This window comes from Novosphingobium sp. 11B (assembly GCF_054589055.1).
Genome location: NZ_BAAILP010000238.1, coordinates 7318 through 28883, shown reverse-complemented (window position 1 = coordinate 28883; position 21566 = coordinate 7318). Strand labels below are relative to the sequence as shown.

The 21566-nt window shown below is 65.3% G+C and carries 26 protein-coding genes; 14 read left to right on the top strand and 12 right to left on the bottom strand.

Going from position 1 to position 21566, the window contains the following annotated elements; translation table 11 throughout:
* Positions 1–96 precede the first annotated feature (96 nt).
* A complete protein-coding gene (locus ACYPYD_RS21025) occupies positions 97–1587 on the bottom strand; it encodes a PQQ-dependent sugar dehydrogenase (protein ID WP_271182588.1) in 1491 nt (496 codons plus the stop codon).
* A gap of 61 nt (positions 1588–1648) precedes the next feature.
* Here ACYPYD_RS21025 and ACYPYD_RS21020 point away from each other — a divergent pair, with 61 nt between their 5' ends.
* The gene (locus tag ACYPYD_RS21020; protein WP_037521322.1) at positions 1649–2131 is read left to right on the top strand and encodes a GAF domain-containing protein; all 483 of its coding nucleotides are present in this window, start codon (positions 1649–1651) and stop codon (positions 2129–2131) included.
* 151 nt (positions 2132–2282) lie between these two features.
* On the top strand, positions 2283–2939 hold the full coding sequence (locus tag ACYPYD_RS21015; protein WP_459665274.1) for a glycine zipper 2TM domain-containing protein: 657 nt from the start codon (positions 2283–2285) through the stop codon (positions 2937–2939).
* A gap of 80 nt (positions 2940–3019) precedes the next feature.
* Here the strand turns inward: ACYPYD_RS21015 and ACYPYD_RS21010 are convergent, their stop codons facing one another.
* The 6 genes from ACYPYD_RS21010 to ACYPYD_RS20985 all read right to left on the bottom strand — a co-directional run bounded on the left by ACYPYD_RS21010 (position 3020) and on the right by ACYPYD_RS20985 (position 8880).
* Positions 3020–3982, bottom strand: coding sequence for a ParB/RepB/Spo0J family partition protein (locus tag ACYPYD_RS21010; protein ID WP_008832536.1), 963 nt, complete (start codon positions 3980–3982; stop codon positions 3020–3022).
* Entirely contained in the window at positions 3979–4755 is a 777-nt protein-coding gene (locus ACYPYD_RS21005; protein ID WP_008832535.1) for a ParA family protein, read from the bottom strand. The genes ACYPYD_RS21010 and ACYPYD_RS21005 overlap by 4 nt, the downstream gene beginning before the upstream one ends.
* On the bottom strand, positions 4752–5393 hold the full coding sequence (gene rsmG, locus ACYPYD_RS21000; RefSeq protein ID WP_459665273.1) for a 16S rRNA (guanine(527)-N(7))-methyltransferase RsmG: 642 nt from the start codon (positions 5391–5393) through the stop codon (positions 4752–4754). The genes ACYPYD_RS21005 and rsmG overlap by 4 nt, the downstream gene beginning before the upstream one ends.
* Positions 5390–7237: a tRNA uridine-5-carboxymethylaminomethyl(34) synthesis enzyme MnmG gene (mnmG, locus tag ACYPYD_RS20995; protein ID WP_459665272.1), complete on the bottom strand. Its 1848-nt coding sequence runs from the start codon at positions 7235–7237 to the stop codon at positions 5390–5392. The genes rsmG and mnmG overlap by 4 nt, the downstream gene beginning before the upstream one ends.
* 67 nt (positions 7238–7304) lie before the next feature.
* A complete protein-coding gene (mnmE, locus tag ACYPYD_RS20990; protein WP_459665271.1) occupies positions 7305–8582 on the bottom strand; it encodes a tRNA uridine-5-carboxymethylaminomethyl(34) synthesis GTPase MnmE in 1278 nt (425 codons plus the stop codon).
* 37 nt (positions 8583–8619) lie between these two features.
* The gene (locus ACYPYD_RS20985) at positions 8620–8880 is read right to left on the bottom strand and encodes a DUF6489 family protein (RefSeq protein ID WP_008832531.1); all 261 of its coding nucleotides are present in this window, start codon (positions 8878–8880) and stop codon (positions 8620–8622) included.
* Between the two features lie 101 nt (positions 8881–8981).
* Here ACYPYD_RS20985 and ACYPYD_RS20980 point away from each other — a divergent pair, with 101 nt between their 5' ends.
* The gene (locus ACYPYD_RS20980; protein ID WP_008832530.1) at positions 8982–9680 is read left to right on the top strand and encodes a dienelactone hydrolase family protein; all 699 of its coding nucleotides are present in this window, start codon (positions 8982–8984) and stop codon (positions 9678–9680) included.
* Positions 9681–9691: 11 nt separating this feature from the next.
* Complete coding sequence (locus ACYPYD_RS20975) at positions 9692–10660, top strand: quinone oxidoreductase family protein (protein ID WP_459665269.1); 969 nt, start codon at positions 9692–9694, stop codon at positions 10658–10660.
* A gap of 50 nt (positions 10661–10710) precedes the next feature.
* Here the strand turns inward: ACYPYD_RS20975 and ACYPYD_RS20970 are convergent, their stop codons facing one another.
* From ACYPYD_RS20970 to hemE, 5 genes are all read right to left on the bottom strand, one after another.
* Entirely contained in the window at positions 10711–11448 is a 738-nt protein-coding gene (locus ACYPYD_RS20970; RefSeq protein WP_008832528.1) for a TerC family protein, read from the bottom strand.
* A gap of 15 nt (positions 11449–11463) precedes the next feature.
* Complete coding sequence (gene rho / locus ACYPYD_RS20965) at positions 11464–12720, bottom strand: transcription termination factor Rho (protein WP_008832527.1); 1257 nt, start codon at positions 12718–12720, stop codon at positions 11464–11466.
* Positions 12721–12998: 278 nt separating this feature from the next.
* Complete coding sequence (locus tag ACYPYD_RS20960; protein WP_459665268.1) at positions 12999–13334, bottom strand: hypothetical protein; 336 nt, start codon at positions 13332–13334, stop codon at positions 12999–13001.
* Between the two features lie 13 nt (positions 13335–13347).
* Entirely contained in the window at positions 13348–13788 is a 441-nt protein-coding gene (locus ACYPYD_RS20955; RefSeq protein ID WP_008832525.1) for a CopD family protein, read from the bottom strand.
* Between the two features lie 45 nt (positions 13789–13833).
* Positions 13834–14859 (bottom strand): uroporphyrinogen decarboxylase, encoded by a 1026-nt coding sequence (gene hemE, locus ACYPYD_RS20950; protein ID WP_459665266.1) that lies wholly within the window; start codon positions 14857–14859, stop codon positions 13834–13836.
* A 346-nt stretch (positions 14860–15205) separates the two neighbouring features.
* On the opposite strand from hemE, the gene ACYPYD_RS20945 reads away from it, so the two are divergent.
* The 10 genes from ACYPYD_RS20945 to ACYPYD_RS20900 form a co-directional block, all read left to right on the top strand.
* Positions 15206–16054, top strand: a complete 849-nt coding sequence (locus ACYPYD_RS20945) for a pyruvate, water dikinase regulatory protein (RefSeq protein ID WP_008829261.1) — start codon at positions 15206–15208, stop codon at positions 16052–16054.
* Positions 16055–16065: 11 nt separating this feature from the next.
* Positions 16066–16650 carry a Maf family protein gene (locus tag ACYPYD_RS20940; RefSeq protein WP_459665265.1) on the top strand — a complete coding sequence of 195 codons (585 nt, stop codon included), beginning with the start codon at positions 16066–16068 and terminating at the stop codon, positions 16648–16650.
* On the top strand, positions 16647–17501 hold the full coding sequence (locus ACYPYD_RS20935) for a shikimate dehydrogenase family protein (RefSeq protein WP_211150742.1): 855 nt from the start codon (positions 16647–16649) through the stop codon (positions 17499–17501). The genes ACYPYD_RS20940 and ACYPYD_RS20935 overlap by 4 nt, the downstream gene beginning before the upstream one ends.
* Entirely contained in the window at positions 17498–18085 is a 588-nt protein-coding gene (gene coaE / locus ACYPYD_RS20930; protein WP_459665263.1) for a dephospho-CoA kinase, read from the top strand. Before ACYPYD_RS20935 ends, coaE begins: the two co-directional genes overlap by 4 nt.
* A gap of 50 nt (positions 18086–18135) precedes the next feature.
* The gene (dnaQ, locus tag ACYPYD_RS20925; RefSeq protein WP_008829265.1) at positions 18136–18819 is read left to right on the top strand and encodes a DNA polymerase III subunit epsilon; all 684 of its coding nucleotides are present in this window, start codon (positions 18136–18138) and stop codon (positions 18817–18819) included.
* Positions 18820–18844: 25 nt separating this feature from the next.
* Positions 18845–19417, top strand: coding sequence for a ribosome hibernation-promoting factor, HPF/YfiA family (gene hpf, locus ACYPYD_RS20920; protein WP_008829266.1), 573 nt, complete (start codon positions 18845–18847; stop codon positions 19415–19417).
* A 113-nt stretch (positions 19418–19530) separates the two neighbouring features.
* Positions 19531–19992 (top strand): PTS sugar transporter subunit IIA, encoded by a 462-nt coding sequence (locus tag ACYPYD_RS20915; RefSeq protein WP_036525647.1) that lies wholly within the window; start codon positions 19531–19533, stop codon positions 19990–19992.
* Positions 19982–20467 carry a PaaI family thioesterase gene (locus tag ACYPYD_RS20910; protein WP_036525646.1) on the top strand — a complete coding sequence of 162 codons (486 nt, stop codon included), beginning with the start codon at positions 19982–19984 and terminating at the stop codon, positions 20465–20467. Before ACYPYD_RS20915 ends, ACYPYD_RS20910 begins: the two co-directional genes overlap by 11 nt.
* Positions 20467–20793: a DUF1491 family protein gene (locus tag ACYPYD_RS20905; RefSeq protein ID WP_069708620.1), complete on the top strand. Its 327-nt coding sequence runs from the start codon at positions 20467–20469 to the stop codon at positions 20791–20793. The genes ACYPYD_RS20910 and ACYPYD_RS20905 overlap by 1 nt, the downstream gene beginning before the upstream one ends.
* Before the next feature lie 200 nt (positions 20794–20993).
* Positions 20994–21566: cell wall hydrolase (locus ACYPYD_RS20900; RefSeq protein WP_459665262.1), on the top strand; the 573-nt coding region annotated here is incomplete at its 3' end.

Sequence of the window (21566 nt, the reverse complement as noted above, 5' to 3'; positions counted from 1 at the left end):
GTCGTGCGCGCACCGTAGCTGCACGCACGACGACGACAGTATGGGGGTCTGGGAGTCCTGAGCTTGTCGAAGGGGCCCCAGGACTTCCTCTTCTAATTACTGCGGCAACAGCCGATCGTCTTCCTTCCGGAATCCACCCATCAACTTCGCCGCCTCTTCCGGAGAAGTCGGGTCCTTGATGTCCTCACGCGGCTTCATGTGTTCGGTAACGACGGGCTTGATCGCCGGTGACGGCTGCGCCCCCGGCGACACCACGCGCCAGACGATCCCCGCCGTGTCGTCGCTGACGAGCAGCGCGCCGCCCTTGTCCCACGTGACCCAGGTGGGACGGCCGTGGGTATCGCCGTTGTCCTTGAGGAACCCGGTGAGCACCGGCTGCGGCTTCACGTCCTTCGGATTGCCGTTGGCGTCGAAGGGAATGAACACCACGTCGTAGCCCGCCGAGGGACGGCGATTCCACGAACCGTGGCGAGCGATGAAGACGCCGTTCTCATAGCCCTTGCCCATGCGGTTGCCGCCATTGGCGAAAGTCAGCCCCAGCGCCGAGACATGAGCGCCGAGTGCATATTCGGGCTTGCGGGTATATTCGATCATGTAAGTCTGCATCGGCCACTGGACGCGTTCGTCGAAGGTGTCCTTCCAGTAGACCCACGGCCAACCGTACTGCGCGCCGACCGGCACATTGGTGAGGTAGTCCGGCACGAGATCCGGGCCAAGCATGTCGCGCTCCTGCACCGTCGCCCACATCTCGCCGGTCGAGGGGTTCCAGCCCAGACCGTTGGGATTGCGCATGCCCACCGCGAACTGGCGGCGGCGGGCGGTCTGCACGTCGACCTCCCAGATCATCGCGCGGCCGGTCTCTTCCTCCATGCCGTTCTCGGCAACGTTGCTGGCAGAGCCGACCGCGACGTAGAGATGCTTACCGTCTTCGCTCAGGAGCAGGTTGCGCATCCAGTGGTTACCGGCGGGCGGCAGGTCGATCATCGTGCGCAGCGGCCGGCCCTCCAGCTTGGTCTGGCCGGGCGTAAAGGCGAATTCCAGCACCTTGTCGTGGTTCGCCACGTAGAGCTTGCCGTCGCGGTAGGCGAGGCCGGAGGGCGAGTGCATGTCCTCGCTGCGCAGCGTCGTCTTCAGTTCGGCCTTGCCGTCGCCGTCGGCGTCACGCAGCAGCACGATGCGATCGGGCGAAGCCTCCCCGGCGCCGACGCGGTTGAACATCAGGCCCATGACGAAGCCGGTGATCCCACCCGGCTTGTTCCCGGCCGGAGCATTCGTCTCCGACACCAGCACGTCGCCGTTGGGCAGCGTGAGCATGGTGCGCGGATGATCGAGCCCTTCCGCGAAGCGAGCAACCGTCAGTCCCTGAGCCGCCTTGGGTGCCTCGCCCGCAGCCCAGCCCACCGGCTTGGCGAGCTTGATGCTGGGTATCCACTGCGCCTTGGGTTCGACCAGCTGCGGGTTCTTGCCTGCCGTCGCATCGCTCGGCAGCTCCGAGGTGTTGGAGTTCAGGCCCCAGTACACGAACCCGGCGGCAGCCAGGACGATCACGGCGGAGGCGATGGCGGTCTTCTTGACGATCGGATTCATGCGCCAAGAGATAGAGCCGCACCGGCTGGCCGACAACAAAGACTTGCGCTAAATGCGCGGCATGTACGACTTTGCCGCAGACGCCGATCTCCCCAAGCCCGAACTCTACAGCGCCCTCGCCCGCGCCGCTGATGCGCTGGTGCAGGGAGAGCCCGATCCCATCGCCAACATGGCCAATCTGGCGGCGGTGATCTGGCAGTTCGTGCCCGACCTCAACTGGGCCGGTTTCTATCGCACGGTGGAGGACGAACTGGTGCTCGGCCCGTTCATGGGCAAGCCCGCCTGCATCCGCATCCCCTTCGGCCGCGGTGTATGCGGTACGGCGGCGGCGCTCGGCACCACGCAGGTCGTGCCCGACGTCCATGCCTTCCCCGGCCACATCGCCTGCGACGCCGACAGCCGCTCCGAACTCGTGGTGCCGGTTCTGCGCGACGGCAAGGTCATTGCGGTGATCGATCTCGACAGCCCCACGCCGGGCCGCTTCGATGACGAGGACGCTGCCGGGATGCAGCTTCTCGCACAGGTCGCCTCCCTAGCCATCTGATCTCTGGCCATCTGAGCCCGCACCAAAACGGGACACCGACAGCACATCCGCGCAAGACGCTTGGTTTTGCGCGGATCACGATGCTAAATTTCGCGTTAACTGACGGGGCTGACTTTCATCGCCCCGCGTTTCTCGCGAAAGGGTGCCCTTGATGCGTCTTCCCCTGCATGCCGTCGTCATCGCGACGCTGTCCTTAGCCGCATCACCGGCGCTCGCCCATGATGGCCCGCACGGCGATTCCGAAGCCCGTCCCTACGGTTATGATCAGGGCTATGACGGGCGCGGCTACGATCCACGCGAAGCCTGGCTCGCGGATTGCCGTCAGCGCCTGTCCTCGCGCGATTCCGGCGTCGGTGGCGCGGTCATCGGCGGCTTGGTCGGAGGCGTTGCGGGCAACCGCATCGCCGGGCGGGGCAATCGCACTGTTGGCACCGTAGCAGGCGCAGCCGTAGGCGCCGTCGCCGGAGCCGCCATCGACAAGGCCGAGGATCGCGGCCGCAACCGCGACGAGTGCGAAGCCTATCTCGACGACTATTATGCCCACTACGAGCGTGGCGGCGCTTACCCCGGTTACGCGCCGCAGGGCTATTACCCCGCCTACGGCTACCCGGCGCAGGGTTGCTGCATGGGCCAGCCCATGATGATGGTCCCGGTCGCCCAGCCCAAGCCGAACTGCACCGAGACCGTCGAATACGTCTACGAGGACGTGCCGGTCCGCCCTGCCCGCCGCGTCATCCCCCGCCGCAGCAAGGTGGTCCCGGACAAGCGCGTGAAGATCGTCCCCGACAAGCGGGTGCCGATCAAGTAAATCGGCCGTGCCGAAACGAAGGAACCCAGGACGGCCTAAGCTGCCCTGGGTTCCTTCGTTTTACGCGCAATGACGAAAGTTCAGATCGCGCCGCCGGTCAGGCGCTGGCAGATCAGATCGAGCTGATCGAGCGTCGCGTAGCGGATCGTCACGGTGCCGGTCGAAGGGTCGGCATCGGCGCTGATCTTCACCGGCAGGCCGAGGAATTCCTCGAGGTGGTTCTGCACCGCCGCGATGTCCGCATCCTCCGAACCACTGCGCGCCGCGCGTGCCGAGCGGCGGGGCGCCACGTCGCCGCGCTGCTTCTTGCGCACCAGCTTTTCCACGTCGCGCACCGACATCTGCTTGGAGACGGCAGCCACTGCAATGTCCTCGGCCTCGTCGCAGCCGATCAGGGCGCGGGCATGGCCCATCGACAAGTCGCCCTTCTCGACCAGCAGGATCACGCCGTCGGGCAGAGCGAGCAGGCGCTGGAAATTGGCGACATGGCTGCGGCTCTTGTCGACCATCCGGGCGATCTCGGCCTGAGTCATGCCCTCCAGTTCAGCAAGGCGGTTGTAGGCCCGCGCCTCTTCGATCGGGTTGAGGTCCTCGCGCTGGAGGTTCTCGATCAGCGCCAGCGCCATGACCTCGCGGTCGGACAATTCTCGGACCAGCGCCGGAATCTCGTGAAGCTGCGCCTTCTGCGCCGCACGCCAGCGACGCTCACCGGCGACCAGCTGGTAACGGCCGTTATCGAGAGGGCGCACGATGATGGGCTGGATCACCCCGCGCTGCGCGATCGACGCGGCGAGTTCCTCCAGCGCCGATTCCTCGAAATAGCGACGCGGCTGATGCGGATCGGGCTTGATGTCGGAGATCGACAGCACCGCCAGACCACCGCGCGTCGGCGCGACCGTGCCGCCCTCGCCCGTCGCCGGGACCGGCTCCTCGCGTCGGCTTTCGCCCAGCAGCGCGCCGAGGCCACGGCCAAGACCCTTGGGCTTCTGCCCGCCCGCCTTGGGCTGGGGTACGCTGAAGCGCACGATGGAGTCGTCGTTCATGCCGCTTTCCTCTTTTCGGGCAATCGGGTGATCAGCTCGCGCGCGAGCGCCATGTAGGCGCGGCTGCCGGCGCAGGCGTGATCGTAGATGAGCGCCGGAACCCCATGGCTCGGCGCTTCGGAGAGGCGCACGTTGCGCGGAATGACGGTCTCGAACACCAGCTTGCCCAGCACCGATCGCACGTCGTCGGAAACCTGCTCGGTCAGGCGATTGCGGCGGTCGTACATGGTCAGCGCGATGCCGATGATGCCAAGATCGGGGTTGAAGCGCTGTTGCACACGCTCCACCGTCTGCAGCAGCTGGCTAAGCCCCTCGAGCGCGAAGAACTCGCACTGCAGCGGCACCAGCAGGGTATCGGCGGCATTGAGCGCGTTGAGCGTCAGCAGGCCCAGCGAGGGCGGGCAGTCGATCAGGCAGACGTCGTAGCCGAGGTCCGGGGTCAGCGTGCGCTGCAGGCGATGCGCGCGGTCGTCGGCGCTGACCAGTTCGACCTCGGCCCCGGACAAGTCCACCGTTGCGGGCAACAAATCGAGATTCGGAATCCGCGTCGGCATGACGCACTGCGACACCGGCACCTTGTCGACGAGCACGTCGTAGGACGACGCTCCGCGTTCCGAGGCCCCCACCCCGATTCCCGTGGATGCGTTGCCCTGCGGGTCGATGTCGATCAGGAGTGTTTTCCACCCGGTAGCGGCAAGCGCGGTCGCGACATTGATTGCCGTCGTCGTCTTTCCGACGCCGCCTTTCTGGTTGGCGATGGCAATGCGAATCACCCGATCTTACCCTTCCCGTCGGCAAGGGTGCCGACAATGATGCCCGCCTGCGGGTCCGTCAGGGACTGTTCCACGTGGAACACATGCCGCCACTTGCGAAGGTCCTGCAATTCTTGACCGGCAGACCGCCCTTTGGGCAACAGGAACACGGTGTCACTTGTGGAAAATCGCGCGGATAACGTCAGCAATTTGTCGAGAGGCGCAAAAGCACGCGCGGAGATGACGGCCGCCTGACGACTTTCGACCAGTTCGAGGCGTTGTCCGGCAATCGAGGCACGAGTCAGTCCCATCGCGATTCGCGCGCGGTCGAGCCATTCGATTCGCCGCGCGCGCGATTCGACCATCACCACTTCGCATTCGGGCCGAAGCGCCGCGATCACCAGCCCTGGAAATCCCGCGCCGGTTCCAAGGTCCATCCAGGGCGTCGATGTTTCACGTGGAACATGCGGCAGCAACTGCGCGCTATCGACAATATGCCTCAGCCAGACCTGATCTAGACTGGCGGCCGATACGAGGTTCTGGCGCTGGTTCTCTTCCGCCAGCATGGCGACGAGCAGTTCCAGTCGCTCCATTGCCACCGCGTCGCATTCTGGCAGCGCACGCAGCCATTCGCGCGCCTCGTCTTCGGTCGTGATCACGCGGCCTCCCTGCGGGCATGGACAAGCAGCGCCGCCAGCGCCGCCGGAGTGATTCCCGGAATCCGTCCTGCTGCCGCCAGGGTCGCGGGACGCGCCCTGGTCAGCCGCTCAACCATCTCGCGGGAGAGGCCGGCGATCCGGTCGTAAGGAAAATCGTCGCCGAGGCTCAGCGCTTCGCTGGCGCGCAAGTCCCGCAGTTCGCGCTCCTGCCTTTCAAGGTAAGGCGCATAAGCCGCGTCCTCGGCCATCTCCTCGACGAGATCGGCGTCGGCGCGAAGCGCGGGTTCGATCCACGGCGACAGTCCCGCAATATCGACGCCGCCGAAGCGCAACCATTCGCGCAACGGCAGACGCCCGGCATCGGAGCGAACCGGCAGTCCCGCCGCCGCCAGTTCAGTCGAGGCCAAGGGCGCATCGAACGCCTGGCCCAGAGCCGCCCTCGCCTCCTCGCGGCGAGCGAACCAGTCCCGGCGCGCAGCGGTCACGGCCCCGGCCTCGATTGCCAAAGGCGTCAGACGGGTCGTCGTATTGTTGGCGCGCAGACGCAGGCGATACTCCGCGCGCGCGGTCAACATGCGGTAAGGCTCGCTGACGCCGTGCAGCGTAAGGTCGTCGACCATCACGGCCATGTAGCTGTTCGCCCGGTCGAGCGCAGGCGCATCGCGGCCGAGCACAGAAGCCGCAGCATGAAGCCCGGCGACCAGACCCTGCGCGGCTGCTTCCTCGTATCCGGTCGTGCCGTTGATCTGGCCCGCGCAATAGAGGCCGGGAATCTCGCGCAGTTCCAGACTGGTCCGCAAGGCGCGCGGATCGATGTGGTCGTACTCTACGGCATAGCCCGGCACGACCATTTCCACCGTCTCCAGCCCGTCCATTGTGCGCAGCATTTCCAGCTGCACATCGGCAGGAAGAGAGGTGCTGATGCCATTGGGATAGACGAGGTGCGTCGTCAGCCCCTCGGGCTCCAGAAAGATCTGATGCCCGTCGCGGTCGGCGAAGCGGTGGATCTTGTCCTCGATCGAGGGACAGTAGCGCGGCCCCTGCGCCCCGATCGCGCCGGAGAACAGAGGGGACCGATGGAGGTTCGCGCGGATCACGTCATGGCTGCGCGGGTTGGTCCGGGTGATCGCGCAGAACACCTGCGGCACCGCGCGCCGCTGCTCTATCGGCGACATGGTCCAGGCCTCGTCGTCCGAAGGCTGCTCGCCCAGACGTGACCAGTCGATGGTGCGCCCGTCGAGCCTGGGCGGCGTGCCGGTCTTGAGCCGCGCCATCGGCAGCGCCGCATCGCGCATCTGCGCGGCGAGCCGCTGCGCCGATGCCTCGCCGATGCGCCCGCCGACCAGACGCTCCTCACCCCGGAACAGCGTGCCGCCGAGGAACGTGCCGGTGCACAGGATCGTCGCGGGCGCGCTCAGCCGGGTGCCGTCGGCAAGATCGACGCCGACCGTGCGGCCGCCTTCGAGCACCAGCGCAGACGCTTCACCAGCGACGAGCGTGAGATCGCCCTGCTCCTTGAGCAGCCGCTGGATCGCCGCCTTGAACAGTACGCGATCCGCCTGCACGCGCGGGCCCTGAACCGCACTGCCCTTCGACCGGTTTAGCATGCGATAGTGGATCGCCGCTGCGTCCGCCGCTCGCGCGATCAGTCCATCGAAGGCATCGACCTCGCGAACGAGATGGCCCTTGCCCAGTCCGCCGATCGCCGGATTGCAGCTCATCGCCCCGACCGCGTCGAGGTCGAAGCTGACGAGCGCCACGCGCGCGCCCATGCGGGCGGCCACTGCCGCCGCCTCACAGCCGGCATGGCCGCCGCCGATCACGATCACATCGAAGGAGTGCATGACGTCGTCTTACCGCGTCGCGGATTTCACGTCAAAGCACCTCGGCATGTTCCACGTGGAACATCGCTCATTTTCCAATGCAGAAACGGCCGAACAGAGTGTCGAGCATGTCCTCGGTCGTCGCCCGACCGACGAGCCCGTCGAACGCCACGCGCGCGCGGCGCAGGCACTCCGCGACCAGCAAGGGGTCGGTCTCATGCCGTGTCGCGCGCAAGGCCAGTTCGGCATCGGTCAGGAACGCATGCTGCCGCGCATTGAGGGCCGCATCACCGGGTCGCGGCATCGCGTGCCGCGCAGTCTCGATAAGGTCATCGCGCAGGGCATCGAGGCCCTCGCCGGTCACCGCTGAAATCGCATGGCGCGCAGCCGGGTTCGGCCGAGCCGAGGGTGTGTCGATCTGCGGGGTCACTTCCCAGGCCGCGTCAGGCCCCTCCCCCGCCGCTCCAAGCCACAGCACGAGGTCGGCACGGTCCAGCGCCGCACGGGCGCGATCGATACCGATCGCCTCGATCACATCGTCCGTCTCGTCGCGCAGACCCGCAGTGTCGGCGAAGACGAACGGCACGCCGCCGATGGCGACGGCGCGCGTCAGGACGTCACGGGTGGTTCCGGCCAGTGGCGCGGTGATCGCCGCCTCGTCCTCTACCAGCGCATTGAACAGGGTGCTCTTGCCTGCGTTTGGCGGACCGGCCAGCACCACGCGAAAGCCCTCGCGCAGAGTCTCCGCGCAAGGACGCGAGAGCCAGTCGGACACTTCGGTCGCCAGGGCGTCGATGCGAGCGATGAAGTCGGCAGGGACGTCCGCGACATCGTCTTCATCCCCGAAATCGAGAACCGCCTCCACCGACGCCGATGCGGTGAGCACTCGCATGCGCCAGTCATCCACCTGCCGGGACAAGGCCCCGCCCGCCATGGCGATGGCGCTGCGCCGCTGCAGTTCGGTCTCGGCCGAGAGCAGGTCGGCCAGCCCCTCGGCCTCGGCAAGATCGATGCGGCCATTGGCGAAGGCACGGCGGGTGAACTCCCCTGGGACGGCGCGGCGCAAACCGGGAAGATCGGCCAGCGCCCCCTCGACCGCAGCGACGACGGCCTTGCCACCATGCAGATGCAGTTCGGCCAGGTCCTCGCCGGTTGCCGTGTTCGGCCCGGGAAACCACAGGACCAGCGCATGATCCAGCACTGTTCCACGTGAAACACGCAAGGCGCGGTAGCTGGCGCGGCGCGGTATCGGAATGCTTCCGGAAAGGCAGGACAGCGCCTCGCCGGCTCTCGGTCCGCTTATCCGGATTACGGCGATGGCGGCAGGCGGAGAGCCGCTGGAAAGCGCGAAGATCGTATCGTCCATATGCCCGCCCTCCCCTAGCAGGGAGGCGAAGCGGACGCTACTCGCCCTTCTTTGGCTTGGCGCCGCTCATCGCCATGGCCACGCCGTTTTCGAGGAACTGCTGAAACAGCTTCAGCCCCATCTGCCCCATCGGCGCGACCTGCTTGGCCAGCTCGTTCATCTGGTCGAAGTTGGTGGTGCCCTGCATCGCGTTGGTCAGCGCATCGACGTAAGCCTCGTTCGCACGGGTGACGTCGGGCAGGCCGAGGAAACGGCGCGCCTCTTCAGGGGAGCATTCGACCTCGACATTGACCTTCATCGCTCGGCTCCCGCTGAATTATCGCAGCATGACTGACACATGCGCTTGGCAAAGTCCAATCCAAGTGCCTTACTCGCCGCAAAGCGAACAGGAGAACAGACATGGCCACGAACACCGAGATTCCCACCCTCGACGGTGACGGCACCTTCCCTGCTTACGTCGCCGCTCCCGAAGGTACACCGCGCGGCGCGATCATCGTGCAGCAGGAAATCTTCGGCGTGGACGAAGGCATCCGCCGCAAGGCCGACCAGTGGGCCGCGAAAGGGTATCTCGCAGTCGCCCCTGACACGTTCTGGCGGCAGAAGCCCGGCATCGAACTGAGCCCTTACGTCGAGGCGGAAATGCAGGCCGCGCTGGGCCATATGATGAGCCACGACTTCGACCTCGGCATGCGCGATATCGAAGCCGCGATCCACTGGATCCGCCGCGAGAAGCAGGTCGAGAAAGTCGGCTTCGTCGGCTTCTGCATGGGCGGCAAGATCGCTTACATGGCCGCCGCGCGGACCGACATCGACGCCTCGGTCGGCTACTACGGCGTGATGATCGACCAGATGCTGAACGAGAAGCACGCGATCGCCCGCCCCCTCATGCTGCATATCCCCACCGCCGACCATTTCGTCAGCCCCGAAGCGCAGAAGGCGATGCACGACGGACTGGACGATCACCCGAAGGTCACGCTGCATGACTACGAAGGGCTCGACCATGGCTTCGCGGCCGAGATAGGTGCGCGCCGCGACGAGGCCGGCGCCGAACTTGCCGACGGTCGCACCGAAGCCTTCTTCGCCGCGCACATCGGCTGAGAGGACGGGACATGACCAACAGCTATCGCATGATCGTGCGCGCCCACGGTGGCCCGGAAGTCATCGAGCGGGAGGACTTCGCGATCCCGTCGCCTGCTCCCGGCGAAGTGGTAATCGAGACCGAAGCGGTCGGGCTCAATTTCATCGATACCTACTATCGCAAGGGCCTCTACCCCGATGCCCTGCCGATCAGCCTCGGCTCCGAGAGCGTCGGGCGGATTGTCGCAGTGGGCGAAGGCGTCGCCGACCTCGCGGTGGGTGACCGCGTCGGCACGACGCAGAACGGCGGGGCCTATGCCACGCATCGCGCGATCCCCGCCGCCAAGGCCATGCGCATCCCTGAAGGCGTCGCACCCGAAATCGCCGCCGCCGTGATGCTCAAGGGGCTGACCTCCTGCTATCTGGCCGAAGACACCTTCCCCGCGAAGGCGGGTGACGTCGCGCTCGTGCATTCCGCGGCAGGGGGCGTGGGCTCTCTGCTGGTGCCCTGGCTGCTCGACAAGGGCGTGACGGTGATTGCACACTCGGGCAGCGCCGAGAAAGCCGCGCAAGTGCCGGGAGAACACTCGCTGCACTGCCCCTTTGCCGAACTGCCCAAGGCGGTACGGGACATCTCCGGCGGGGCCATGTGCAACGTCGTCTACGACGGCGTCGGCGCCGCAACCTGGGAGGCGTCGCTCGCCTCGCTGCGCAAGCGTGGGATGATGGTCAGCTATGGCAATGCGTCTGGCACGGTGCCGCCGATCGCATTGCTCGATTTGATGCGAGGGGGATCGCTCTACGTCACCCGGCCGACGCTGGCGGACCATGTAGCGACGCCCGAACTGCTGGCGGCGAGCGCGAAGAAGCTGTTCGATCGGATTGCTTCGGGAGTGCTGAAGCCGAAGATCGGGCAGACCTTCGCTCTGAAGGACGCAGCGGATGCGCATAGGGCTCTGGAGAGTCGGTCGACGACGGGATCTACGATCCTGGTTCCGTAGAAGCAGGCAGGATAAATCTGGGGCCACTGCCCCAGATTTATCTCTCAATCTCAAAAAAGCGTGATAATTCCAAGGGTTGGATCAGTCCATCCCTCATAGATCATCTTGACCGCGACATAGAGGATCACGACAAGCCCGACCCATCCGATCCAGCGATACCGCTCGATGTACCGCGCAATGAAATTCGCGGCGAGGCCCATCATCGCCACCGCAACGATCAGGCCGACGATGAGGATACCGGGATGCTCCCGCGCGGCACCGGCCACGCCGAGCACGTTGTCGATCGACATCGACACGTCCGCCACCGCCACCGAAATGGCGGCTGAAGCGAAGCTTTTGGAAGGCGCGAGACCGGAGCGTTCGTCGCCCTCGATCTCGGGCGAGCCGACGGAATGCTCGCCCACCGGGCTATGGTGCAGTTCGCGGTACATCTTCCACGCGACCCACAGCAGCAACAGGCCGCCGGCGAAGACGAGGCCGACTATGCCCAGCAGCCAGGTCACCACCAGCGCGAAGCCGATGCGCAGGACCAGCGCGGCGAGGACACCGATGGCGATGACCTTCTTGCGCTGGTCTGCCGGGAGCCCCGCCGCCAGTGCGCCGACGACGATCGCGTTGTCGCCCGCAAGGACGACGTCGATCATCAGCACCTGGAGGAACGCGGAAAGTGCCGCCGGGGTGCCGATGTTCGCAAAGTCGGTGACGATGTGGTGCCAGATCTCCGCCGGGCTCTGGATACCCCCTGCCGCTTGGGGTGCTGCGGCAAGGATCGTCAGGATATCCAACATCGTCTCCCCGGGCGCTTACTGGTTCATCGTGGCGAAGAAGTCCTCGTTGGTCTTGGAGTCCTTCATCTTGTCCAGCAGGAACTCCATCGCATCGATGGTGCCCATCTGCATGAGAATGCGGCGCAGGACCCACATCTTGGTGAGCTGATCCTTCGCCACGAGCAGTTCTTCCTTGCGGGTGCCGGACTTGCCGACGTCGAGCGCCGGGAAGATGCGCTTGTCGGCCACCTTGCGGTCGAGGACGATTTCCGAGTTACCGGTGCCCTTGAACTCTTCGAAGATGACTTCGTCCATGCGGCTGCCGGTGTCGATCAGGGCGGTGGCGATGATGGAGAGCGAGCCGCCTTCCTCGATGTTGCGCGCGGCGCCGAAGAAGCGCTTGGGGCGCTGCAGGGCGTTGGCATCGACACCGCCGGTCAGCACCTTGCCCGAGCTGGGCACCACGGTGTTGTAGGCGCGGCCGAGACGAGTGATCGAATCCAGCAGGATGACCACGTCGCGCTTGTGCTCGACGAGGCGCTTGGCCTTCTCGATCACCATTTCGGCGACCTGGACGTGGCGCTGCGCGGGTTCGTCGAAGGTGGAGGAGATGACCTCGCCCTTCACGCTGCGCTGCATGTCGGTGACTTCCTCGGGGCGCTCGTCGACGAGCAGGACGAGGAGGAACACCTCGGGGTGGTTGTCGGTGATGGCCTTGGCCATGTTCTGCAGCAGCACGGTCTTGCCCGTGCGCGGCGGCGCCACGATCAGCGCGCGCTGGCCCTTGCCCTGCGGCGAGACGAGATCGATCACGCGGGCCGACTTGTCCTTGACCGTGGGGTCGAGGGAGTCGAGGCGGAGGCGCTCGTTCGGATAGAGCGGCGTCAGGTTGTCGAAGTTGACGCGGTGGCGCACCGCGTCGGGATCGTCGAAGTTGACGCTCATCAGCTTGGTGATGGCGAAGTAGCGCTCGCCCTCCTTGGGGGCACGGATTTCGCCTTCGACGGTATCGCCGGTGCGCAGGCCCCATTTACGGACCTGGTTCGGCGAGACGTAGATGTCGTCGGGGCCGGCGAGGTAGTTCGCCTCGGCATTGCGCAGGAAGCCGAAACCGTCGGTCAGCACTTCGATGGTGCCCTGTCCGATGATTTCCTCACCGTCTTCGGCCACTTCCTTGAGGATGGCGAAGATCAGGTCCTGGCGGCGCAGCGTGGAGGCGCTTTCGACGCCCAGTTCCTCTGCCATTTCGACCAGCTCGGCCGATGACTTCTTCTTGAGTTCTTTGAGATGCATTTTCGTGAATTCCAGATGGATTTGTAGTGTCGGCCGGCGGGATCGATGGGCTTGGGGAAAGCAGATCCAGGCAGGAGACAAAGGCTCGCGCCCTGTTGCCGGAACGCCGCTCAGATACGCATTCGCGGCGGCTCGGTCAACGAGTCAATCCGCAGGGCGGCAGGCCGGTGGGGTGAATCGAAATCGAGGCGCGAAAGCCCACCCCCAACCCCTCCCGCAAGCAGGAGGGGAGCGAGACTTGCCGAGCCGAAGGCGAAGCTAGTCGCAGCGGGGTGGGCCTAGCGAGCGCCCTCGTACTTGTCCTTCCACGCCTCGAACTGCCCTGCGAGCGGGTCCAGCTGGGCATGACAGCGCGCCTTGTCGGCCTGATAGGTCTGTGCCCCGTACCCCGGCGCCTCGAGGATCGCGTCCAGCGCGGCAGTGATGTCCAGTTGCGGGGAACGCGCCTGAATCCGGCCGAAGTAGTACAGCGCGCCGCCGTCCACTTTCGTCCGCAAGTCCCCCTGCACCTTCCCGGCCGCAACCGAGAGATAGGCCAGACAGTGAAGATCGTCCTGATCTGCCTGCGGCAGCGCGGAGAGAGACAACGCGGCGGCAAGCAGGGAAACGATCATCACTTCACTCCGTTCAGAACGGCTTCACGACCACCAGAATGACGATCACCACCGCCGCCAGGCCCGGAACCTCGTTCAGCAGGCGCAGCTTCTTGCCGGTCAGCGGCCGCTCGCCGCGCGCCAGCTTCTTCGCATAGCCGACCAGCCAGCCGTGATAGCCCGAGAGAGCCACCACGAAGAGCAACTTTGCATGAAGCCACCCTTGGTCGAACGCACCGATCGAAAGCGCTGTAAGCACCCCCAGAACCCACGTGAGCACCATCGAGGGCGTCAGGATGATCGACCGCAGCTTCGCCTCGCGATCGACCCAGCGCGCTTCTTCCGCCGAGCCGGGATCGCTCTCCTGGTGATAGACGAAATAGCGCGGCAGCATGAACAGCCCCGCCATCCAGAAGATCACGAAGATGACGTGCCCGGCCTTGAGCCAGGGATAGAGACTTGCGAGAATTGCCATGGTGGAAGCCCTTTAGCGCGTCGTCATGCCAGTCTCAACCGAGACTCAACGCTCCCAGCTGCGAACGATCGCCAGCAACTGCTCGACATTCGCGATCGGGGTGAACTGGCCGATGCCGTGGCCGAGGTTGAACACGTGGGGACGGTCCGCGAAAGCGTCAAGCACCGCGCGGGCCTGCCGGTCGAGGTCCTCGCCGCCCGCCAGCAGGAGCAGCGGATCGAGATTGCCCTGCACCGGCAGCCCTTGGGGAAGTTCGCGCGCGGCCCAGATCGGGTCGATGGTCTCGTCGATTCCGACCGCGTCGACTCCGGTTTCGCGGGCATAGGCGGGAAGTTTCTCGCCCGAGCCCTTCGGGAAGCCGATGATCGGAGTCTCGGGGTGACGCGCCTTCACGGCAGCGGTGATCGCGGCATTGGGGGCGATCACCCAGCGCTCGAACTGCGCGGGCGAGAGACTGCCTGCCCATGAATCGAACAGCTGCACCGCTTCGGCGCCGGCCTCGATCTGGCCGCACAGGTATTCCACGGTCACCTGAATCACCGCATCGATGATTGCTTCGAAGGCGCCCGGATCGCGATAGGCCATGGCGCGGGTGTCGTGCTGGTCGCGACTCCCCTCGCCTGCCACCATGTAGGTCGCGACGGTCCAGGGCGAACCGGCGAAACCGAGCATCGTCTTGTCGTCATCAAGCTGGGCGCGAACCTTCCGCACGGTCTCGTAGATCGGCGAAAGACGCTCAGGCACCTGAGTCAGCCCCTCCAGCGCATTGTCCACAAGCCGGGGAGTCAGTTTCGGCCCCTCTCCGGCGAGGAACTGGAGGTCCTGCCCCATCGCGTAAGGTACGATGAGAATGTCGGAGAACAGGATGGCGCCATCGAAGCCGAAACGGCGGATCGGCTGCAGGGTGATCTCGGCGGCGGCGTCCGTATCGTAGACGAGCGCGAGAAAACCGCCCTTTTCGGCGCGCAACTCGCGGTATTCGGGCAAGTAGCGGCCGGCCTGGCGCATGAGCCACAGCGGCCGCCTGCGCGCGTTGTTTCCGCGCAGAGTTTCGAGGAGGATTCCGGGCATCGCGTCACGTCCCAACAAAAAAAATAGAAATTTTATATAAGGATGATGGAGTCTGTTGGCCCTGTGGATATCGGGGATTGGCTCGCCTTGCCCGATTTACCCCCGGATGAACAGATTGAAGAGTCAGATGCGACTCTTGGACGAGAGTGAGTCAACGAAAGGTTGTTCGCCTTGTCCACAGGGTGTGGGAAGAGTCGGCCCGCCTGTCCAGAAACTGACTCGGTGAATCCCCATAGCGGGCAGGAAATGCCGCTGAGGAGTTTTCACCGAGTTGTCACCGGGCTCCTCCCATGGTTTATGCCGCCACATATCCACACCCCTTGCCCTTCGGAGGCCCTGAGCCGGCATGGCGCGTTTCCACCTGCACCTCCTGTCAGATTCCACCGGCGAAACGCTGGAGATGATCGCCAAGGCGGCTCTCGCGCAGTTCGACGATGACGGTGAAGTCCTGCGGCATTTCTGGCCGATGGTCCGCTCGCAGCAGCACCTCGATCGGATCATGGGCGAGATTTCCGCGAACCCGGGCCTCGTCTTCTTCACCCTGGTGAACGAGGAGACGCGCGGGCGCCTCGAAGAGAGGTGCCAGCAACTCGGCCTGCCAGCGATCGCGGTGCTCGACGGGGTGACCGACGCGCTCGAGGCGCTGCTGGGGCAGGAGGCGAAGGGACGTCCGGGCCGCCAGCACCGGCTCGACGACGCCTATTTCGCGCGCGTCGATGCGATCCAGTTCACCATCGCCCATGACGACGGCGTGTTGTGGGAAGAGTGGGAGGAAGCCGATATCCTGCTCGCCGGGGTGTCGCGCACCAGCAAGACGCCGACCTCGATCTATCTCGCCAATCGCGGGTACAAGGTGGCGAACATCCCGATCGTCGTCGAAAGCCCGCCGCCGCAGATGCTGTTCGGGCTGCGCCATCCGCTGGTGGTCGGCCTGACGACCGCGCCCGACCGGCTGATCCAGATCCGCCGCAACCGCCTGCTCTCGCTCAGCCAGTCGCCCGACACCGACTATGTCGCGACCGACGCGGTGGAGAGCGAGCTGAAATATGCGCGGCGCATGTTCGCGGACAATTCCTGGCCGGTGATCGACGTCACCCGCCGCTCGATCGAGGAGACCGCCGCGGCGGTGATCAACCTCTATAACGAACGCAAGGCGGCGGGCCAGACCGGGCAGGTCGGCCCGAAGCCCATCTAGCAGAGTTTTCCATGATCGTTCTTGCATCCCAGAGCGGCTCGCGCCGCGCCATGCTCGAAGCGGCGGGCATCGCCTACCGCGCCCAGCCCGCCCATGTCGACGAACGCGGGATAGAGGCGGCGCTCGGCGATGCCTCCGCGCCCGAAGTCGCGTTGGAACTTGCGAAGGCAAAGGCCCTGAATGTTTCACGTGAAACATCGGGTGCGGTCGTGCTCGGTAGCGATTCCCTCGTGTCCTGCGGTGGGCGGCGGTTCGACAAGCCCGCCAGCCGGGAGAACGCGGCCGAGCATCTGCGCTTCTTCTCGGGTAAGGTGATGGAGTTGCACAGCGCGGCTGCCCTCGTGCGCGATGGCGAAGTGCTCTGGGCGGAGAATGCGGTGGCGCAGCTGCTTGTCGCGGATTTGTCCGATGCCTTCATCGAGAGCTACCTCGACGCGGAATGGCCCGAAGTCGGTGCCTGCGTCGGCGTCTTCCGGATCGAGGGACGCGGCGTGCAGCTGTTCGAGAAGATCGACGGCGACTATTTCACGATCCTCGGCATGCCGCTGCTCAAGGTGCAGGCGGCGCTGCGCGGATTGGGAGTCCTGACGCGATGACACGCTATGCCGAAGTGATCGGCGATCCGATCGCGCAGTCCAAGTCGCCCGCGATCCACAATTTCTGGCTTGCCGAGCTGGGGATCGAAGGCCGCTACGACCACTGCCTCGTCAAGCTGGAGGACCTCGGCGACTATCTCGCGAAGCGCCGCGCCGATCCCGACTGGCGCGGCTGCAACGTGACGATGCCGCACAAGCTGTCGATCCTGCCGCTGATGGACCGGCTCGACCCCCTCGCTGCGCAGATCGGCGCGGTCAACACCGTCGTGCGCGAGTCCGACGGCACCCTCACCGGCTACAACACCGACGCGCCGGGATTCCTGGAGCCGGTGCGCGATGAACTGGCGAAGACGCACCTCTTCCGCATGGCCCGCATCCTCGGCACCGGCGGCGCGGCGCGGGCGATCATCGCGGGGCTGGCCAACGAGCACTTCGTCATCGTCCTCGCGGGCCGCGATCCGGCCAAGGCGCGCGCCATGCTCGACGAACTCGCGCCGGGCGGCGAGCACCACGCCATCGGCCTCGACCACTTCGCCGATGCCACCGACTTCGCCTTCGACGACCGCGAGCAGTGCTTCGACCTCGTCGTCAACGCCAGCCCGCTCGGCATGACCGGGCAGCCGCCGCTGGCCTTCGACTTCAGCCACGCGCCGCCGCGCAGCGTGGTCTACGATATCGTCACCAGTCCGCTCGACACGCAGTTCCTGCAGGATGCACGCGGCGCCGGGTTCGAGACGGTGGACGGCCTCGCCATGTTGATCGGTCAGGCGGACTCAGCGTTCACGCATTTCTTCGGCGCCCGCCCTCCCCGCGACCGCGACGCCGCTTTGCGCGAGCTGATTCTGTCGTGAAAATTCTGGGCCTCACCGGATCGATCGGCATGGGCAAGTCGACGGTCGCGCAGATGCTGCGCGACCTCGACGTGCCGGTGTTCGATGCCGATGCGGCGGTCCATGAACTGCAGGGTCCGAACGGCGCGCTGGTGCCGCTGATCGAGGCGGCCTTTCCCGGCACTACGGATGCGTCAGGTGTCGTTAGACCCCTGCTGGGTGCCGTCGTGTTCCAGGACAAGGACAAGCTCGTGACTCTGGAGCGAATCGTCCACCCCGCCGTCGCGGCGATGCGGGGGGACTTCCTGCGGGACAATGCCGAGGCGCCGCTGGTCGTCTTCGACATTCCGCTGCTCTACGAAAAGGGCAGCGAAAAGGGCCTCGATGCCGTCGCGGTAGTGTCCGCCCCGGCCGGGGAACAGCGCCGCCGGGTGCTCGCGCGGCCGGGCATGACTGCGGAAAAATTCGAGCAGATTCTGGCACTTCAGGTGCCCGATGCCGAGAAGCGCACGCGTGCCGACTACGTGATCGACACCGGCACTACGCTCGATGCGACCCGCGAACAGGTGGCCGGTATCGTGCAGGCGCTGAGGCGAGCCGAATAATCCGCTCCAGCCCCTTGCACATGGGGGCGCACAGGCAGATATGGAGAGGGATGAGAGAGATCATCTTCGACACCGAAACGACCGGCTTCGACCCGAAAAACGGGGACCGCATGGTGGAAATCGGCTGCATCGAGATGGTCAACCGGGTGGTGACTGGGCGCACCTACCACGCCTATTTCAACCCCGAGCGCGGCATGCCCGCGGAGGCAGAGGCGGTGCACGGCCTGTCCGACGCCTTCCTCGCCGACAAGCCGCTGTTCTCAGCCTGCGCGCAGGAATTCCTCGACTTCATCGAGGACAGCGCGATGGTCGCGCACAACGCCAACTTCGACTTCAACTTCATCAACGCCGAGCTGAAGCTATGCGGGCTTCCCGAGGTTTCGCGTGAGCGCATGGTCGATACCGTGGCGCTCGCCAAAGTGCGCCATCCCGGCGCCAAGCTCTCGCTCGACGCGCTTTGCAGTCGCTACGGGATCGACCGCAGCCACCGCACCAAGCACGGCGCGCTGCTCGACTCCGAATTGCTTGCCCAAGTTTACGTGGAACTGCGGGGAGGCCGTCAGATCGGCCTCGAACTTTCTGCAGAAACCACTGAGATCGTGACGGAAATCAAGGTTCTCAACACGAAGAACCGTATTTTCCGTCAGCCGCGTCCCCACGCGGCTACCGAGGCGGAACTCTCTGCGCACGCAGAGTTTCTCAAGTCGGTCGATACCCCGCTCTGGGGTGCCTGAACTCTAAGTCTAAGGAGAAACGCCCATGGATATCCGCGTCTCTGGTCACCAGGTCGAAACCGGCGAGGCCCTGCAGGTCCACGCCAACGACAAGCTCACGGCGATCATCGAGAAGTATTTCAACCGGGCGCTGTCGTCTCACGTCACTTTCGGCCGAGCGCCGGCGGGGGCGTTCAAGTGCGACATCATCATGCACGTGATGCAGAACCTCGTGCTCAAGGGCAGCGGCATGGCGCAGGACGCGCATGTCGCCTGCGATCAGGCCGCCGAGAAGATCGACAAGCAGCTGCGCCGCTACAAGCGCCGCCTGAAGGACCGCTCCGAACAGACGGCCCATGCCAATGCGGCCGAGGACGCCGCCTACACGATCTTCGAGGAGAACGTCGCAGACAACGACACGGACGACCTCGAAGCCGACGCCCCCGTGGTCATCGCCGAAACCCGGGTGGACGTTCCCGAAGCCACCGTTTCGGACGCGGTAATGATGCTCGACTTGCGCAATACTACGGCTCTCTTCTTCAAAAATGCTGGCACCGGGCGGCATAATATGGTCTACCGCCGCGGTGATGGGTCGATCGGCTGGGTCGAACCGCACTGACGCTTTTCGCGCACAGCTTCTGATCGCAACGAGAGGAAGAAACGAACCCCCGGTTTTCCGCCGGGGGTTTCGGAGCATGCAATGTTGGCAACCGGTCAAGTATCAGAAACGCAATGAGTGGGCTTTTTTCGCTGGCGCCCGAGGCTGTCATCACCCTCGACGCGGACAGCAAGGACATCATCCTGGACCGCCTCGCGGCTCGGTTCGCTTCGGTCTATGGTCTCGACCATCAGGCCGTGCTGGCGCGCATCACCGAGCGTGAGCAGCTTGGCAGCACCGGGTTCGGGCGACGCATCGCCATCCCCCATGCACGCATGGCCGGGCTGACGCGTCCCGTTGCCGTGTTCATGCGCCTCGCTTCCCCGGTCGAATTCGAAGCCGCGGACGGCGTGCCGATCGACCTCGTGTTCGGCCTGCTCTCCCCCGAAGGCGCGGGCGCGACACATCTTCATGCTCTGGCGGCGATCTCGCGCATGATGCGTGACGAGCGCATGCACGAAGCTCTGCTGGCCGCTCCGGGCACCGAAGCGCTCTACAGCCTGCTGAGCAACGTCATCGACCGCGATGCCGCCTGAAGACACTGCCGAAGGCCAGAGTCAGGGCGGCGCCGGGCTCCACTGGCGCGCGCTGGAGGGGCTCTATGCCTCCGCCCCCATCAACCAGATGTTCCGCTCGAAGCTGGAAATCGTCGGCGACGGGCATGCGCGCATCACGTTCCTGGTCGAGCCCGACTGTTTCCATGCGGCCGGTGCGGCGCACGGGACCATCTATTTCAAGATGCTCGACGATGCGGCTTTTTACGCCGCCAACACTCACGTCACCGATCGCTTCCTGCTGACGACCTCGTTCAACCTGCACTTGTCCAAGCCCATCAAGGGCGGCCGTATCGTGTGCGAGGGCCGCTGGGTAAGCGGTCGCCGCCGCGTGCTGGTGGCCGAGTCCTGGCTGATCGACGAGGACGGCGAGGAATGCGGGCGCGGCACGGGAACGTTCATGCGATCGCGCATCGCGCTCTCCAGCCTGCCCGGCTATTCGATTCCGCAAGCCTGATGGATTCCCGCCTCCCCGCTCATCTCGAGGTTTCCGCACTGATTCGCCGCGTCAATGGCGAGGGCGGATTCGCGACGGTGCTGGCGAAAGGCGAACAGGACGCCGGGACGATCCTTGTCGTTCTTTCGCACAACGGATCGAATGTGCGCCTTCATGAACGGATGCCGGAGCTCGACGGCACCCGGCGCTGGCGCTGCTCCAAGACTCAGGATCCTGAAAACCCGTTCGAATTTCAGGAGTACCTCGACCGGCGCAAGCGTCAGGACCCCGACGTGTGGATCGTCGAACTCGATGGCGCAGACGCCGAACGCTTCATCGGGGCCTGACCCGGTGCGGGTTGACTTGCCCGGCCCACAGCCTAAAGGCCCCCTTCACTGACGCGAAAGCGGCTCGGACAGCACTTCGGCTTGTCCGGCTAGCACGCAGACGGGGAATCGTCGGCAGGCTCGACGGAAACAGAACGTCACTTCGTGGCATTCCGTTCCAGCCTGTGTCGGACCGGTTCACCGCCTTTGATCAAGTTTGAATGCGAAAGAAAGTTGAGTGGGCGAGCGCGATTGCGCTGGCCGCGACGGTTCTCACCGCTCTTCTAGGCGCCACGGGCTCGGGCGCCGCCGCATCGGATTTCATTCCGACGCTGGTAGAAACGAAGCCCGCCCCGCAGTTCGTTTCCGAACCGGTCGTACAGGCGCTTCCCGCCGCCGAGACCGAGACCGAGGAAGCAGACGCCCCCGATGCGGATTCCCTTCAGGAACTGGTGTCTCAGCAGGAGACGCCGGATGACATGTCGCGCGATATGCGCTGCCTTGCCGGCGCGATCTACTTCGAAGCACGCGGTGAATCGCTGGAAGGCCAGCTTGCCGTGGGCCGTGTGATCGTCAACCGCACCAAGTCGGGCCGCTTCCCGACGAGCTATTGCGGCGTGGTCTACCAGCCCTCGCAGTTCTCGTTCATCCGCGGCCGCTCGATGCCTGCCGTGCGCGAGAATTCGCCCAGCTGGCAGGAAGCCGTCGCCATCGCCCAGATCGCCGAGGACGGCGCCTGGAAGAGCAAGGCCAAGGGTGCGCTGTTCTTCCACGCCAAGCGCGTGTCGCCGCGC

Coding starts and splice junctions, on each gene's coding strand:
- hemE (WP_459665266.1), bottom strand. CDS start 14,859: ATGCCCGGAATCCTCCTCGAAACTCTGCGCGGAAACAACGCGCGCAGG.
- ACYPYD_RS20970 (WP_008832528.1), bottom strand. CDS start 11,448: ATGTTGGATATCCTGACGATCCTTGCCGCAGCACCCCAAGCGGCAGGG.
- ACYPYD_RS20935 (WP_211150742.1), top strand. CDS start 16,647: ATGACACGCTATGCCGAAGTGATCGGCGATCCGATCGCGCAGTCCAAG.
- ACYPYD_RS20955 (WP_008832525.1), bottom strand. CDS start 13,788: ATGGCAATTCTCGCAAGTCTCTATCCCTGGCTCAAGGCCGGGCACGTC.
- ACYPYD_RS20975 (WP_459665269.1), top strand. CDS start 9,692: ATGACCAACAGCTATCGCATGATCGTGCGCGCCCACGGTGGCCCGGAA.
- mnmG (WP_459665272.1), bottom strand. CDS start 7,237: ATGCACTCCTTCGATGTGATCGTGATCGGCGGCGGCCATGCCGGCTGT.
- ACYPYD_RS21020 (WP_037521322.1), top strand. CDS start 1,649: ATGTACGACTTTGCCGCAGACGCCGATCTCCCCAAGCCCGAACTCTAC.
- dnaQ (WP_008829265.1), top strand. CDS start 18,136: ATGAGAGAGATCATCTTCGACACCGAAACGACCGGCTTCGACCCGAAA.
- ACYPYD_RS21010 (WP_008832536.1), bottom strand. CDS start 3,982: ATGAACGACGACTCCATCGTGCGCTTCAGCGTACCCCAGCCCAAGGCG.
- ACYPYD_RS21015 (WP_459665274.1), top strand. CDS start 2,283: ATGCGTCTTCCCCTGCATGCCGTCGTCATCGCGACGCTGTCCTTAGCC.
- rho (WP_008832527.1), bottom strand. CDS start 12,720: ATGCATCTCAAAGAACTCAAGAAGAAGTCATCGGCCGAGCTGGTCGAA.
- ACYPYD_RS21025 (WP_271182588.1), bottom strand. CDS start 1,587: ATGAATCCGATCGTCAAGAAGACCGCCATCGCCTCCGCCGTGATCGTC.
- ACYPYD_RS20985 (WP_008832531.1), bottom strand. CDS start 8,880: ATGAAGGTCAATGTCGAGGTCGAATGCTCCCCTGAAGAGGCGCGCCGT.
- mnmE (WP_459665271.1), bottom strand. CDS start 8,582: ATGGACGATACGATCTTCGCGCTTTCCAGCGGCTCTCCGCCTGCCGCC.
- ACYPYD_RS20940 (WP_459665265.1), top strand. CDS start 16,066: ATGATCGTTCTTGCATCCCAGAGCGGCTCGCGCCGCGCCATGCTCGAA.
- ACYPYD_RS20960 (WP_459665268.1), bottom strand. CDS start 13,334: ATGATCGTTTCCCTGCTTGCCGCCGCGTTGTCTCTCTCCGCGCTGCCG.
- ACYPYD_RS20980 (WP_008832530.1), top strand. CDS start 8,982: ATGGCCACGAACACCGAGATTCCCACCCTCGACGGTGACGGCACCTTC.
- ACYPYD_RS20915 (WP_036525647.1), top strand. CDS start 19,531: ATGAGTGGGCTTTTTTCGCTGGCGCCCGAGGCTGTCATCACCCTCGAC.
- ACYPYD_RS20905 (WP_069708620.1), top strand. CDS start 20,467: ATGGATTCCCGCCTCCCCGCTCATCTCGAGGTTTCCGCACTGATTCGC.
- ACYPYD_RS20910 (WP_036525646.1), top strand. CDS start 19,982: ATGCCGCCTGAAGACACTGCCGAAGGCCAGAGTCAGGGCGGCGCCGGG.
- ACYPYD_RS20945 (WP_008829261.1), top strand. CDS start 15,206: ATGGCGCGTTTCCACCTGCACCTCCTGTCAGATTCCACCGGCGAAACG.
- hpf (WP_008829266.1), top strand. CDS start 18,845: ATGGATATCCGCGTCTCTGGTCACCAGGTCGAAACCGGCGAGGCCCTG.